Source organism: Halomonas sp. GT (assembly GCF_002082565.1).
Taxonomy (GTDB): domain Bacteria; phylum Pseudomonadota; class Gammaproteobacteria; order Pseudomonadales; family Halomonadaceae; genus Vreelandella.
This window is the reverse complement of record NZ_CP020562.1, coordinates 1,357,372-1,370,777: the sequence shown is the minus strand read 5'-3', so window position 1 is coordinate 1,370,777 and position 13,406 is coordinate 1,357,372. Positions and strand designations below refer to the sequence as shown.

The window sequence follows — 13,406 nt, the reverse complement described above, 5'->3', positions numbered from 1 at the left end:
CTCCACAAGTTCGGGCTGGCACCTTTACTCGGCCCCGCCACGCATTTCATACGGTCGTTTGATTGCGTAAGCTTGGTTGAGATAGTGAGGAACGTCAAGCCCTGACTTTTGGCTAATGCGCTTATCTCTCAAGTGCACTTACACAAATCAACTTACAACAGGCGCACATTTTTTGCGCTTTTTATAGACATGATAGGGAACGCATCGACTTTCCCGATTAATCCAACGATCATGCTGTTTTCATTTGTGAGCCAACAACGCCATGGGTAGTTTCTTTACTCCCGCTCGTATCACTGCACTGCAAGCGCAGGTTGAACGTACCGTCGAACGCCTAAAACCCTGGAGCTGGCTGTGGCCACCTATCGCGTTTGGCGCTGGGGTAGGTAGCTTTTTTCTGGTGGATCGCCAACAGTGGCTAGGGGCTGTGTTAACGCTGGGACTTCTTTTTGCCTGGCTGCTATTGCTTACTGAGAGCCTTATGGGACGCTGGCTTGCTAAACGTGGCCACCCCACCCTGCCCCGCGGCGTCACCACCTTTATTGCCCAAATGATTCACCAGGAAACACTTTTCTTTACGCTGCCGTTCATCCTAGTTACAACCGTTTGGAATAGCGGGCAAACACTATTTGCGCTGTTAGTGATCGCAATGGCAATCCTGTCGATCATAGACCCGCTCTATTACAAGCTCGCTGGGCGCTGGCGAAGCCTCTATTTTATCTTTCATGCCCAATGTGTCTTTTTAGTTGTACTGGTTATTCTGCCTATCATGCTGCAGCTGACGACTGGCCAAAGCTTGATCCTTGCGCTAGTGATCACCATATTTGTTGCACTACCCAGTTTTTGGCACTTGCTTAAAAAACGCTCATTAACGCGCTGGTGCAGTTTCTTTGGACTCACTATTTTGTTGGCCTATGCGGCTTGGCTCGGCAAAATATGGGTACCCCCTGCCAGTTTGTGGATGACAAACAGTGCACTTTCCCCGGCTCTTGATATTCAAAGCCGCGAGCCGCAGGGGACAATGGCGCTTACGCCAGACGCAATTCGCTCAAAAGGCCTTTATGTTTACACCGCTATTCGTGCACCGCGTGGATTAAGCGAGACAATTCATCATGTATGGCACCACAACGGTGAATTGTTAGATGAAGTAGAACTTGCTATCAACGGTGGTCGGGAACAGGGCTACCGGGCGTGGAGCCATAAGCAGAATTTTCCTGAAGCGCCGTCAGGAGAGTGGCGTATCGACATTATGACGGATAGCGGACAACGGTTAGGGCTGATCCGGTTTACTGTTTCAGAAGATTTGGGAAAAGCCACGATCGCGGACAGCAAGATCCAACCAAGCGGCTTGAGTGCCCTAAATTTGCGCCGCTTTATACCGGGAAACAGCAACTCTGAAAACGATCTATCAACGGACGAATAACATAACGCCTTGCATTCAGCGGCACAGCTTATGACAATTCGCCTACTTACATTTTTAGGTAGCTGTTTACTATGGCTTCAACAATTGGTTTTCGCATTGCACGCCTGCCCCACCTGTGGCGCTCAATTCTTGACCGAAGGCTTGCACCCTTGGGATTAACACAAACGCGCTGGGTGACGCTTTACCATTTATGGAAATTAGGTGAAGGCAATCCACAGTGTGATTTAGCAAGGGCGATTGGCGTTGAAGCGCCATCGTTAGTAAGAACCCTTGGACAACTTGAGGCACAAGGGCTGGTTGAACGGCGGGCCTGCGATAATGATCGCCGTAGCAAACGGCTCTATCTAACACCCGCGGCAATGCCGCTACTTGAACAAATCGACAGCGTTGTCCAGGAAGCACGCAAAGAGATGCTGGCTGGCCTAAGTGAGGGTGATTTAGACCAGTTAGACAAGTGGCTAGCGCTAATAGAGTCCAATGGCATGGCGATTCAGTCGAGAGACCAAGATGGTCCCTCGGCATAAAACGCCCCTTAGTGCCCTGCTGTTTCACCAGCCCCGTTTAGCGGCCTTGCAGCAGGGCGGTCTGACAATCCGCCTAGCGCTTCTTTTAACACCTGAAAATCTTCTCCATAGGTAGAGAAACGCTCGGCAGCTTGTGACTCCCACCACCAAAGTGTTAGCGCCGTAGAATTTGACTCAATCACCAACGCATCTTGTGGAAGACGCTCTAGGAGGGCTTTTAAAGAGACACTTGCCATTTCTGGAAGCGGCCGTAATGGGGCAATACGCCAACGCCACCCGGCATGATAAAGCTCCAGCGCCTCACTGGCGTTCGACTCGCGAACCAACACAAAATCAGGCCCTGGCTGCTGCTGGGAAAAATACCAACGATAGGCGGGCATTGTGCCTCGGAAATGATGTAGGGGAGGCTTCTCCATTTTGATCGTTACCCCTTGCTTCTGTGCGCTTAAACGCAGGGCCATCTGACGCTTTTGCTGAGGGCTAGGCTTAAGCCACATCACTGGAGCAATAACAAACATCAAAATAAAAATAATAATTAACCATTCCATCTCGGCGTCTCTCCTATTCTTTAACTTAAAAAAGCATGACATAGATCGTTGTTAAGACTGCGCTTGCAGCCTAAAGTAAAGGTCATCTAACAAAGCGTTTTCTTTGTTAATTATCACGAAGGAGATAAGCCATGAGCTATCACCACATATTAGTAGCCGTTGATCTAACCAAAGATTCCCATAAAATCTTAGAGCGCGCAGTCGCGATTGCTGAACGCAACAATGATGCTAAGATTTCTATCATGCACACTCTCGAACCATTGGGCTTCGCATACGGTGGTGACATCCCGATGGATCTCACCAGCATTCAAGACCAGTTAGACGACCACGCAAAAAAACGGCTGGCTGAAATTGCCGCCCCTCACGTCGAGCCTGCTGATCAACATGTCGTCGTCGGTATGCCAGACACTGAAATCCATCGCTTTGCAGAAGAGCACAACGTCGACCTGATCGTTGTTGGCTCGCATGGACGCCATGGCTTTGCCCTACTACTTGGATCTACCTCTACGGGCGTACTGCACGGTGCGCAGTGCGACGTCTTGGCCGTTAGGGTCGGCAAAAAAGGTGAAGAGAGCGACGAGTAATCAGTGTAGAAAGGCACCCTATGGGTGCCTTTACTCATTCGATGCTGGTGTCAATCACCGTTGGCCATCGCCTCAAGCTCCATCCAACGTTCCATTGCCGTTTCAAGCGCCTGCTGTACGTTTTCTAACGCTTGCAATTTTGTTGTAACGACACTGGCTTCTTGCTGATAGAAAGCGGGGTTGCCAATTTCTTGCTCTAACGCCTCTACCTCATTCTCAAGCCGCTCAATCTCCGCAGGTAACGCATCTAACTCCCGCTGCAATTTGTAAGAGAGCTTAACGGTTTTCTTAACGGGCTCATCAACTGGCTTCTCTGGCGTTTTTTCAACTGCAGTGCTGGTCGGCTCAGTGTTCTGGCGGGCAGCGCCTTCCCAAGGTGCTGGCGGTAATTTCCCCCCTTGGCGTATCCAATCTGTGTAGCCACCCACGTATTCACGCACTAAGCCCTCACCTTCAAAGGCCAGCATACTAGTCACGACATTATCCATAAATGTCCGATCGTGGGAGACCAGTAGCAGCGTGCCATCAAAGTCAAGCAGCAGCTCTTCAAGCAGCTCAAGGGTTTCCATGTCCAAGTCGTTTGTAGGCTCATCCAACACCAATACGTTGGCTGGTTGAGTAAACAGTTTGGCTAACAACAGACGGTTGGACTCACCGCCGGAAAGTGCTTTCACTGGCTGTCGAACACGATCAGGCGTGAATAGGAAATCCTGAAGGTAGCTCATCACGTGACGATCTTTTCCACCAACGGTTACCCGATCACTGCCTTGGGCAACGTTGTCATAGACGGTTTTTTCCAGTTCTAAGCCTGCACGCAATTGATCAAAATAAGCGACTTTTAAATTGGTACCCAACTGAACACTACCTTCCGTTGGAGCAAGCTCGCCTAGCAAGATTTTCAGCAGTGTTGTTTTACCTGCACCGTTGCGACCAAGGAAACCAATGCGGTCGCCGCGCATCACTTCAAGATTCACATCACGCAGAATGACATCATTACCAAAGCGCTGTGTTACGCCTTTCAACTCAACTACCCGCTTACCAGTACGCTCGCCGCTGTCAACGTTGAGGTTGGCAGTCCCCTGACGCTCACGTCGCTGACTGCGCTCCAAGCGCATCTGCTCAAGCTCACGAACACGTCCTTCGTTGCGGGTACGCCGCGCTTTGACGCCTTGACGAATCCAGACTTCTTCTTGGGCCAGTTTTTTATCGAAAAGCGCATTTTCTCGCGCTTCTACTTCTAGCTCGTGCTGCTTACGCTCTTGATATTCAGCGTAGTTACCGGGATAACGGCCAAGCTTGCCTCGGTCTAGCTCAAGGATCGTGGTGGCCAGCTTAGATAAAAAAGCACGGTCATGGGTAATCAGTAATACCGCACCGTTGAAGGCCAGCAGTTGCTCTTCCAACCAAGCAATCGTGTCCAGATCGAGGTGGTTGGTTGGCTCGTCAAGAAGCAGTAAGTCCGGCTCAGAAACCAATGCTCGCGCCAACGCCACACGGCGGCGCCAGCCACCGGAAAGCGCGCTCATTTCAGCTTCAGGGGGTAATCCTAAGCGAGTGAGGACAACGTCAATACTCTGATGGAAAGACCAACCGTCGATAGCCTCTATGCGGGTTTGTAACTTGGCCATGCGGTTCATATCGGGATCTGGGTCATTGATCAAATGCTGGTATTCAGAAAGCAACTCCCCCGCTTCCGGCAGCCCCTGAGCAACCATGTCAAAAATCGTCATGCCTGAGGATTCAGGCAGCTCCTGGGATAAGACGCCAATCTTCAAGCCCGGCGCACGCCAAATAGAGCCATCATCGGCATGAATATCGCCCGCGACTAGTTTTAATAGCGTTGATTTACCGGTGCCGTTGCGCCCGACCAGCGCCAGCCGCTCGCCTTTTTCAACCGTTAGGTCGGCGCGGTTAAGCAGTACTTGGGTGCCGTAAGCGAGTTGCAGCTGTTCGAGTCGTAACAAGGTCACGCAGTGTCCTCCTTCATCATGAGGCGCACAGTGTAACGCATGCACTCACGTTAAGGAGAGCCCTTATAGAGCCAAACGACACATCGTGCTAACGTCCCATCATCACGTGATAATAACAAGGTAGTGCCAAGCTACTCGTTTAGGGCTGACATCGTGACCGTTACCGTCTCAATGCACTTTGTGAACGAACTCTTGTGTGGCTTACCCGCTACTGAGCATTCTCCTGTTCGCTACTTGGAACTTGCTGGAATTTCACCCTTTCTACTCAGCGCACCGAACGGTCGAGTCACTGTTGAGCAGTTTGCCGAGCTTTACCGCCTCCTCGCCCTTAAGCTAGATGATGAGACACCATGCTTTTTCTCCAGGCCGCTACGCTGTGGAACGCTAAAGCTGCTGTGTTTGAGCTTGCTAGATGCGCCTACGCTGCATGTTGCACTTCACCGCTATACGCAGTTTTTTCGGATTCTCTTAGATGATTTCGGCTACGACTTTACTATTGAAGGCGGGTTTGCCCGGATGGCGCTGGAAGAACGCGCTCCGCTTCATGGCAGTCGAATATTGATTCATGAATTGATGTTGAAACTGTTTCACGGTATCGCCTCCTGGATGATCGCACGCAAAATCCCACCTATCTTGATGGAGTGCGGCTACGCCCAACCCGCTCACAGTGCTGACTACCTCTACTTTTATCCCGGCAAGGTAAAATTTGATCAACCGCAAACAGCTGTTTACTTTGATAAGGTGTTTCTCAACCACCCCATACGCCAAACCAAACAACATCTTGGCGCATTTCTACAACGCGCACCGGCTGACTGGTTCTACGTCTCTTTTGAAGATCGTTTAGTGACTCACCGCGTTCGCGAACACCTTAGCCGCCACTTACCCGCCTCATGCACTGTTCAGCATGTGGCAGATGCGTTACATATGTCTGTCCGTACACTTTCAAGACACTTGAGACTTGAAGGTACCCATTTCCAAGCAGTTAAAGACGAATACCGTCGCGACTATGCCATTCAAGCACTCACTCGCAGCACACAACCACTGACAACCATCGCAGAAAAACTAGGATTTGAAGACCTTGCTTGTCTTAGCCGAGCGTTTAAACAGTGGACAGGAAATTCACCCGCCGCTTACCGCAAGGCGCAAACGGCGGGCATAAAACGCTAGCGTTTATATCTCAGTGCGAATGCGCTTTTTATCCAGCTTACCGACACTGGTTTTAGGAATTTCATCTACGAAGCGAATCAACGATGGAATGCCCCAGCGGTTGATGCTGCCCTGCTCGACGAACTGCACCATAAACGCCTGTACTTCTTCTGCCGTGGGTGGGTTATTGATATCACTGGGAACAACAAGTGCTGCTGGACGCTCCCCCCATTTATCATCCGTAACGCCAATTACCGCCACTTCCGCCACACCCGGGCATTGGCTAATATAGCTTTCCAGCTCAAGTGAGGAGAGCCACTCTCCACCGGTTTTGATGACATCTTTAATACGGTCGCTAATGGCCAAGAAACCATGCTCATCAATCGAGCCAACATCACCGGTATGAAGCCATCCATCCCGCCAAAGCTCTTCACTGCGTTTCTCTTCCTTGTAGTACGCCTGGGTTAACCAGGGTGCTTGGGCACGCACTTCACCGACACTGACGCCATCATGGGGTAACGGTTCTCCATTGGCATCAACCACCTGCAATTTCACTAGAGGCACGGGTAAACCAGCCTTACATCGCCAGGGAAGCTGCGTTTCAAAACTGGCCTCAGCCACATCCTGAGGTAAAATATCAGCGGTTAGCAGCGGGCAGGTTTCTGACATGCCATAGGCACTACGCGTATCAATGCCGAGTGACCAAGCACGGCTAGCCAGGGCTTGAGTTAGCGCACTGCCGCCCACCAATACCTTCCAACCGGTTAAATCAATTTTTTTCGATGCAATAGCGTCAGCGCTAACGACCATATTTAACAGCGTTGGCACGCAGTGGGAGAAATCAACCTTTTCGTTCACCAGCAGCTTAACCAGCATTTCAGGTTCATAACGGCCAGGGTACACCTGGGTAGCCCCCATCAATGTAGCGGTGTAAGGCACGCCCCATGCATGCACATGGAACATCGGCGTGATGGGCATGTATACCTTGTCACGGTTGAGCAGCTCAAACCCCGGTGCTTGGAAGGTACTGGCTTCGCCTAGTGTGTGCAGTACCAGTTGGCGATGGGTAAAAAATACCCCTTTCGGATTACCGGTGGTGCCCGTGGTGTAGAACAGCGTAGCCACTGCATTTTCATCAAAAATAGGGAACTCGTAATGAGTTGGCTGCTCACTTAACAATGCCTCAAATTCACCAACTACTGGCAGCGACGTGTTGAGGGTGCTTTGTGTTTCTTGACTCGCCGCTTCTTGGCAAAGTAGGTAACCGCGTATATTAGGTAGTTGATCAGCAAGTGGCTCCAGTAGCGGCACGAAATCCTCATGCACCAGCACAAAGACGTCTTCAGCGTGCACCATCGTGTAGTGAATTTGCTCAGGTGCCAAACGTACGTTAACGGTGTGAAGCACGGCACCAATCATTGGAATGGCAAAAAAACACTCTAAATAGCGATGACTGTCCCAGTCCAACACCGCCACCACATCACCTGCCTGAACGCCTTGTGCTGTTAGCGTATGGGCAAGCTGATGTACCCGCTCACGAAAATGTCGATAGTCATGACGGCTCTGGTCTCGATAAACAATCTGGTTGTTCCCCGCCATTCGAACACCTGACTCCAGCAAGTCTCTAATTAACAGCGGCGAGCTAGTCGCAGACGGCGTAGAAGGAAGTATTTTTGGCGTTATCGTAGACATAAAACACACCTGTCGATTGTTATTGGAAAACCGGTTGCTATTCGCGTTCTATTAACAGCGCAATGCCCTGACCACCACCGATACATAATGTGATCAAACCATAGCGACCCTGACGTCGCTCCAATTCATGTAAGGTTTTTAAGATCAAGATGGCACCGGTCGCCCCTACTGGATGACCGAGCGCCACTGCACCACCATTCGGGTTTAGTTTTTCCAATGGGAAACCCAGCGTATCGGCAACCGCCATCGCTTGTGCCGCGAACGCTTCATTGGACTCAATCACATCAATGTCACTGATCGTTAGCCCTGCCTGTTGGAGACAGCGTTTCACCGCAGGAATTGGCCCTAACCCCATTACCGAAGGCTCCACACCGGCGGTAGTTGCCACGCGAAGCCGCGCCCTAACCGTTAAATTGCGCTGCTGTGCTTCATCGGCATGCGCCAGCACCAAGGTCGCTGCGCCATCGTTGATCCCGGATGCGTTCCCTGCCGTTACTATTCCCTCTTTCTTAAAGGCCGGTTTAAGCCGTGCTAAATCACTTAACTCAACGCCTTCTCGCACATGCTCATCACGTGCAAAGGAAACCGTCTGTTTTCCTTTTGTCACCTCAACAGGCACGATTTGCTCGTCAAAACGCCCTTCTGCAATGGCTTTTGCCGCCTTACGATGGCTATCCACTGCAAACTGATCTAGCTGCTCGCGGCTTAAGCCATACTGCTTGGCGATATTTTCAGCGGTCATTCCCATATGGCCGCTGCCAAATGGGTCACTAAGAATGCCGAGGGTAAGGTCCTGAATATTGGCATCGCCTAGGCGTATGCCATTGCGTGCTTGGGGCGGCAGTAGATAGGCACCTCGCGACATGGATTCAGCCCCACCTGCCAATGCTAAGCGGCTGTCGCCCAGGGCAATTTGTTGCGCTGCGGATATCACTGCCTGCACGCCGGAACCACATAGCCGGTTAACATTAAAGGCACCGGCTTCTTTCGGCACACCCGCACTCAACGCGATATGACGGGCAAGATAGGCATCTTCTGGGCCCGTGGTAATAATATGGCCATACACAGAGTGGTCGATATCAGCACCAGCAATGCCCGCACGGCGCAGTGCTTCCTGGGCAGTGATAGTGCCTAACTCATGGGGCGCGAAAGATGAGAGCGACCCACCAAACCCGCCAATAGCAGTGCGAGCACCGCTTACAATAACAACGCTATCCAGTTGCATAATCTCTCCTTAGTAATGACGCACAGCGGAAAAGGACTTAAGAAAAGAACTTAAGAAAAGCGCTTAAGCCACTTTGCCCAACAGCGAGCGTGCGACCACTTCTTTCATAATCTCAGAACTACCGGCGTAAATAGTTTGCACACGGGCGTCTAAATAGAAGCGTGAAATCGGATATTCATGGGTGTAACCATACCCACCAAACAACTGAAGGCATCGATCAACAGCACGACACTGCAGCTCGCTAAGCTGCAATTTGAGTATCGCGGCATCGGTACTTGTCATCGTGCCGTGGCGGTACTTATTAACGCACTGATCGAAGTAGGCACGCGCGACATCCAGCTGTGCCTTGATTTCAGCTAGCGTAAAACGGGTATTTTGAAAATCGGCCACGCGCTGACCAAACGCGTGACGCTGGGTGACGTAATCAAGCGTTAATGCCAACGCCCCCTCTACCGCGCCAAGTGCTTGCGCGCCTACGCCTAAGCGCTCCCGGGGCAGTTCTTGCATTAGGTAGCGAAACCCAGCGCCCTCTTCCCCTAATAAGGCGCTGTTAGGCAGTTGCAGTTGGTCAAATGCTAGTTCTGCCGTATCGCTGGCGTGCTGGCCAATTTTCTTGATGGGCTTGCCACGGGAAAAACCGGGAAGTGACGTATCGACCAAAAACAGCGAGACCCCTTTTGCACCTGCTCTGGGGTCTGTTTTTGCACAGACAATAACGAGATCGGCCACTTGGCCATTGGTAATAAACAGCTTGCTGCCGTTGAGTAGCCACCCATCGGCTGTTTTGGTGGCGCGGGTTTTCATCGCTGCCAAGTCACTGCCAGCATGCGGCTCGCTCATGGCAATCGCCCCCAACCACTCCCCGCTTGCCATGCGGGGCAGCCAGGTTTCGCGCTGTTCATCAGTGCCTAAATTTTGCAGGTAAGGCATCACGATATTGGCGTGAATGTTGTAAGCGCTGGCTAGCCCACCAAACCCTTGCCGAGACATCTCCTCCAGTGCCAATTGGGTGATGGCAATATCGGCACCTGAGCCACCATAGGTCTCATCAAGATCAATTCCCAATAGACCAGCGCCACCCAGCGCTAGCCATAAAGAGCGCGGTATTTCACCGGCCGCCTCCCACTGCTCGTAGAAAGGCGCCACCTCCTGCGCTAAGCAGCGGGAGATCATGTCATGAAATAGTGCCTGTGTTTGCTCGTCCATGCTCACTCCTTTAGGTCTTGGCGCAGGTGACGTTTTAGAATTTTACCGGCAGTGCTTTTTGGCAATGCTTCTGCAAACACTATGCGCTTAGGGACTTTGTAGGGGGCAATTAAGCTTTTAACATGATGGATGAGTTCACCCTCACTAACCGATTGCCCCTCTTTCACCACAACCACGGCGGTAATCGCTTCAATCCACTTTTCGTCCGGCAGCCCCACCACCGCTACCTCCGAAATGGCCGAGTGCTTAAACAGCGCCTCTTCCACCTCACGGCTGGCAACCAACACGCCCCCCGTATTGATAACGTCTTTAATACGATCCACGATATATAAATAACCTGCTTCATCGATGTAGCCCACATCACCAGAATGGAACCAGCCACCTTGGAAAGATTCAGCGGTCATCTCAGGCTTGTCCCAGTAGCCCGTCATTAATTGCGGCGAACGATGGACAATCTCGCCATGCTCCCCCGGGGGAACATCGTTCATTTCTAAATCAACAATGCGCGTTTCCACCGTGAGTATGGGCCGCCCCGCCGATGCGGGACGTTCAGCATGCTCTTCTGGGCGTAACACCGTTGCCAAAGGGGCAATTTCACTCTGCCCGTAGCAGTTATATAAACCGACGCCGGAGAAACGCTGTTGCATCTCCTCCAAAACAGGCACTGGCATGATCGAGGCGCCGTAATACGCCTTCTTGAGCGAGGTTAAATCAAACCGATCAACGTTAGGGTGACGCAACAAGCTGATCCAGACCGTGGGTGGCGCAAAGAACGATACGATTTTCTGTTCGGCAATTACCGCCAAAATGCTATCCGCTAACGACGCTTCAAGCAGATAAACGGGAGCACCTAGTAGCAGAGCGGGCATCAAAAAAACATGCATTTGTGCCGAGTGGTAAAGCGGAAGAGCGGCCAACATAGCGTCGCCTCCCTTGATATCCAACTCCACCATGCAGGCCATATATTCCGCCATCAGCGCTTGGTGGGTCATCATTGCCGCTTTAGGCGCTGCCGTTGTACCAGAGGTATAGAGCAGCTGTGCCAGGCTGCTTCCCTCTACGGCGACCGCTGGCTCTCTTGTTGATGGCGAGGAATGCACATAAGCCAAGACATCAAAACGACCTAACTGGATATCTTGTTGATCAGCATGCAGTGTTCCATTGACCGTTAATGCTAAACCTTGGGTTGCCTCCTGAACTTTGTCAGCTAACGAGCTATCGCTTAGCAGTCCTTTCGCCCCGGACTGCTCAAGGATATAGCGCAGTTCATCACTACTCAGCGCAAAGTTAATAGGCACATGTACTAAGCCCGCTTTAGTGGCAGCAAGCCAGGCAATGACATAGGCATCTGAGTTTTTACCATATACCGCCAACCGATCCCCAGGAGAAAGACCGGCCTCTAACAAACCACTGGCTACGCTGTTAGCGGCATTGTTAAGCGATTGATAGCTCCAGGTTCGCTCACCAAACATTAGTGCGAGTTGCTGAGAATATTTGCGAGCGCTGCGGTTTAGCGCAGCGCCAATCGTATTACGATGAATTAAGTGTTGGTGTTCCATGCCAAGTCCTTATTGTTATGTGTTGTTAAGGCTTCAGCGTTTCATGAATTGTTGACGAGTGGACAAACGCTTTCTGACAGTGGCCGGAATGCTTCCTCGGCGGGAATAGTACGCACAACTCTGAATAGGTCGTCCTCATCAACTGACTCTTCCGGTGTTTTCACTTCAACGAGATACATGTCATGCACCATACGGCCGTCTTCGCGTATATAGCCATTCGTCGCAAAAATATCGTTAATGGGGGTATCGGCCATCTGCTGACGAACGGTTTGCGTGTCATCTGTTCCCGTTGCTTCAATAGCTTCTAAATAGTGGCGGGTACTGGAATATAGCCCTGCATGCACCATAGTTGGCATGCTGCCGGTGCGCTCACGAAAACGCTCTGCCCAGGCACGCGTTTCATCATTTAAGTCGTAATACCATGCTTTAGTGAACTGCAGCCCTTGAGAATTTTCGAGCCCAATGCTGCGTATATCGGTGCTGAACAGCACCATGCCGGCTAGAATCTGTCCCGCTTGGGTAATACCGAACTCGCCAGCCGTTTGTACGGCATTGATGGTGTCTCCACCGGCATTATTGAGGGCAATTACATCAGCACCCGATGCCTGGGCTTGTAGCATGAAAGAGGAAAAGTCATTGTTCGGAAAGGGGTGGCGCGCGCTACCGACTATCGTTCCACCATTTTCGATAACCACACGCTCGACATCCGCTTCAAGTGCATGGCCAAATGAATAGTCGGCACTGAGCAAATACCAGTTTTTATAGCCCTCCTGCGTAATTGCCTTTGCCGTGCCATTGGACATAGCCCAGGTATCGTAAACCCAGTGAATATGGTTAGGAGAGCAGTGTTCGTTAGTGACACTGGAAGAAACAGCGCCGTTCACTAAGCCAAGTTTATCTGCCTCTTCCAACAAGCCTACTGCTGCTAATGTAACCGATGAAGCCACTAGACCAGTGACCATGTCGACATTGCGTTCATCAATCCATTCGCGCACCACGCTTGAGCCAACATCAGGGCTATTGCGATCATCAGCACTAAAGACGACAACTTGAGCACCGTGTACGCTGCCACCAATATCTTCAATTGCCATCTCAATGGCGTCTTGCCCTAATGGGCCTATGGGATCACGATAAACACCTGACATATCAGCTAGATAACCAATACGGATTTCATTATCTGAGATGCCTTCATTGGCGGCTAAGCTGGGTGCATAGCTCACCGCAATGACCGAAGCCGATAGCGCAGAAATAGCGAAACGACGTGATAGATGCATGCTTTTCACCTGTCTATTGTTGTTATTAAAAGAGCCTTAAGCCCGATTTATTTCATGCTTCATCCTCATGTTAAAAGTAAAAACCGCTTTACTGTTTACCTATCGAGCCAGTTTTTTTGCAATTCGTGCCATTCGAATGAGATATCCATCCGGGATAGACCATTAGTCGTTGTTACTCTCCAGCGTTACAATGGCGTTTTACAGCTGGCTAAATAATTAACGAGAGCTGGCTGCTATCGAATATTTAACTGACACTGG

General features: G+C 51.0%; 11 protein-coding genes. 4 read left to right on the top strand and 7 right to left on the bottom strand.

What is annotated here, in order from left to right; all coding sequences use genetic code 11:
• The first annotated feature begins 262 nt into the window (after positions 1 to 262).
• Positions 263 to 1,420: a DUF5924 family protein gene (locus tag B6A39_RS06425; RefSeq protein ID WP_083002748.1), complete on the top strand. Its 1,158-nt coding sequence runs from the start codon at positions 263 to 265 to the stop codon at positions 1,418 to 1,420.
• Between the two features lie 71 nt (positions 1,421 to 1,491).
• On the top strand, positions 1,492 to 1,944 hold the full coding sequence (gene slyA / locus B6A39_RS06420) for a transcriptional regulator SlyA (RefSeq protein ID WP_083002744.1): 453 nt from the start codon (positions 1,492 to 1,494) through the stop codon (positions 1,942 to 1,944).
• 8 nt (positions 1,945 to 1,952) lie between these two features.
• On the opposite strand, the gene B6A39_RS06415 is transcribed toward slyA, so the two are convergent.
• Positions 1,953 to 2,492, bottom strand: a complete 540-nt coding sequence (locus B6A39_RS06415; protein WP_083002741.1) for a preprotein translocase subunit YajC — start codon at positions 2,490 to 2,492, stop codon at positions 1,953 to 1,955.
• Positions 2,493 to 2,623: 131 nt separating this feature from the next.
• On the opposite strand from B6A39_RS06415, the gene B6A39_RS06410 reads away from it, so the two are divergent.
• Positions 2,624 to 3,076, top strand: a complete 453-nt coding sequence (locus B6A39_RS06410) for a universal stress protein (RefSeq protein WP_083002737.1) — start codon at positions 2,624 to 2,626, stop codon at positions 3,074 to 3,076.
• Between the two features lie 50 nt (positions 3,077 to 3,126).
• On the opposite strand, the gene B6A39_RS06405 is transcribed toward B6A39_RS06410, so the two are convergent.
• Complete coding sequence (locus tag B6A39_RS06405; protein WP_083002734.1) at positions 3,127 to 5,046, bottom strand: ATP-binding cassette domain-containing protein; 1,920 nt, start codon at positions 5,044 to 5,046, stop codon at positions 3,127 to 3,129.
• Between the two features lie 153 nt (positions 5,047 to 5,199).
• Between B6A39_RS06405 and B6A39_RS06400 the strand changes: the two genes are divergently transcribed.
• Positions 5,200 to 6,213 (top strand): AraC family transcriptional regulator, encoded by a 1,014-nt coding sequence (locus B6A39_RS06400; protein WP_083002730.1) that lies wholly within the window; start codon positions 5,200 to 5,202, stop codon positions 6,211 to 6,213.
• 3 nt (positions 6,214 to 6,216) lie between these two features.
• On the opposite strand, the gene B6A39_RS06395 is transcribed toward B6A39_RS06400, so the two are convergent.
• The 5 genes from B6A39_RS06395 to B6A39_RS06375 form a co-directional block, all read right to left on the bottom strand.
• Positions 6,217 to 7,884, bottom strand: coding sequence for a fatty acid--CoA ligase (locus B6A39_RS06395; RefSeq protein WP_083002727.1), 1,668 nt, complete (start codon positions 7,882 to 7,884; stop codon positions 6,217 to 6,219).
• 37 nt (positions 7,885 to 7,921) lie between these two features.
• The gene (bktB, locus tag B6A39_RS06390) at positions 7,922 to 9,109 is read right to left on the bottom strand and encodes a beta-ketothiolase BktB (protein ID WP_083002724.1); all 1,188 of its coding nucleotides are present in this window, start codon (positions 9,107 to 9,109) and stop codon (positions 7,922 to 7,924) included.
• 63 nt (positions 9,110 to 9,172) lie between these two features.
• Positions 9,173 to 10,315, bottom strand: a complete 1,143-nt coding sequence (locus tag B6A39_RS06385; RefSeq protein ID WP_083002720.1) for an acyl-CoA dehydrogenase family protein — start codon at positions 10,313 to 10,315, stop codon at positions 9,173 to 9,175.
• 2 nt (positions 10,316 to 10,317) lie between these two features.
• Positions 10,318 to 11,874, bottom strand: coding sequence for a fatty acyl-CoA synthetase (locus B6A39_RS06380; protein ID WP_083002716.1), 1,557 nt, complete (start codon positions 11,872 to 11,874; stop codon positions 10,318 to 10,320).
• 41 nt (positions 11,875 to 11,915) lie between these two features.
• Entirely contained in the window at positions 11,916 to 13,148 is a 1,233-nt protein-coding gene (locus B6A39_RS06375) for an ABC transporter substrate-binding protein (protein WP_083002712.1), read from the bottom strand.
• Positions 13,149 to 13,406: the final 258 nt, after the last annotated feature.

Coding starts and splice junctions, on each gene's coding strand:
- B6A39_RS06425 (WP_083002748.1), top strand. CDS start 263: ATGGGTAGTTTCTTTACTCCCGCTCGTATCACTGCACTGCAAGCGCAG.
- B6A39_RS06375 (WP_083002712.1), bottom strand. CDS start 13,148: ATGCATCTATCACGTCGTTTCGCTATTTCTGCGCTATCGGCTTCGGTC.
- B6A39_RS06395 (WP_083002727.1), bottom strand. CDS start 7,884: ATGTCTACGATAACGCCAAAAATACTTCCTTCTACGCCGTCTGCGACT.
- B6A39_RS06410 (WP_083002737.1), top strand. CDS start 2,624: ATGAGCTATCACCACATATTAGTAGCCGTTGATCTAACCAAAGATTCC.
- B6A39_RS06385 (WP_083002720.1), bottom strand. CDS start 10,315: ATGGACGAGCAAACACAGGCACTATTTCATGACATGATCTCCCGCTGC.
- slyA (WP_083002744.1), top strand. CDS start 1,492: ATGGCTTCAACAATTGGTTTTCGCATTGCACGCCTGCCCCACCTGTGG.
- B6A39_RS06380 (WP_083002716.1), bottom strand. CDS start 11,874: ATGGAACACCAACACTTAATTCATCGTAATACGATTGGCGCTGCGCTA.
- bktB (WP_083002724.1), bottom strand. CDS start 9,109: ATGCAACTGGATAGCGTTGTTATTGTAAGCGGTGCTCGCACTGCTATT.
- B6A39_RS06415 (WP_083002741.1), bottom strand. CDS start 2,492: ATGGAATGGTTAATTATTATTTTTATTTTGATGTTTGTTATTGCTCCA.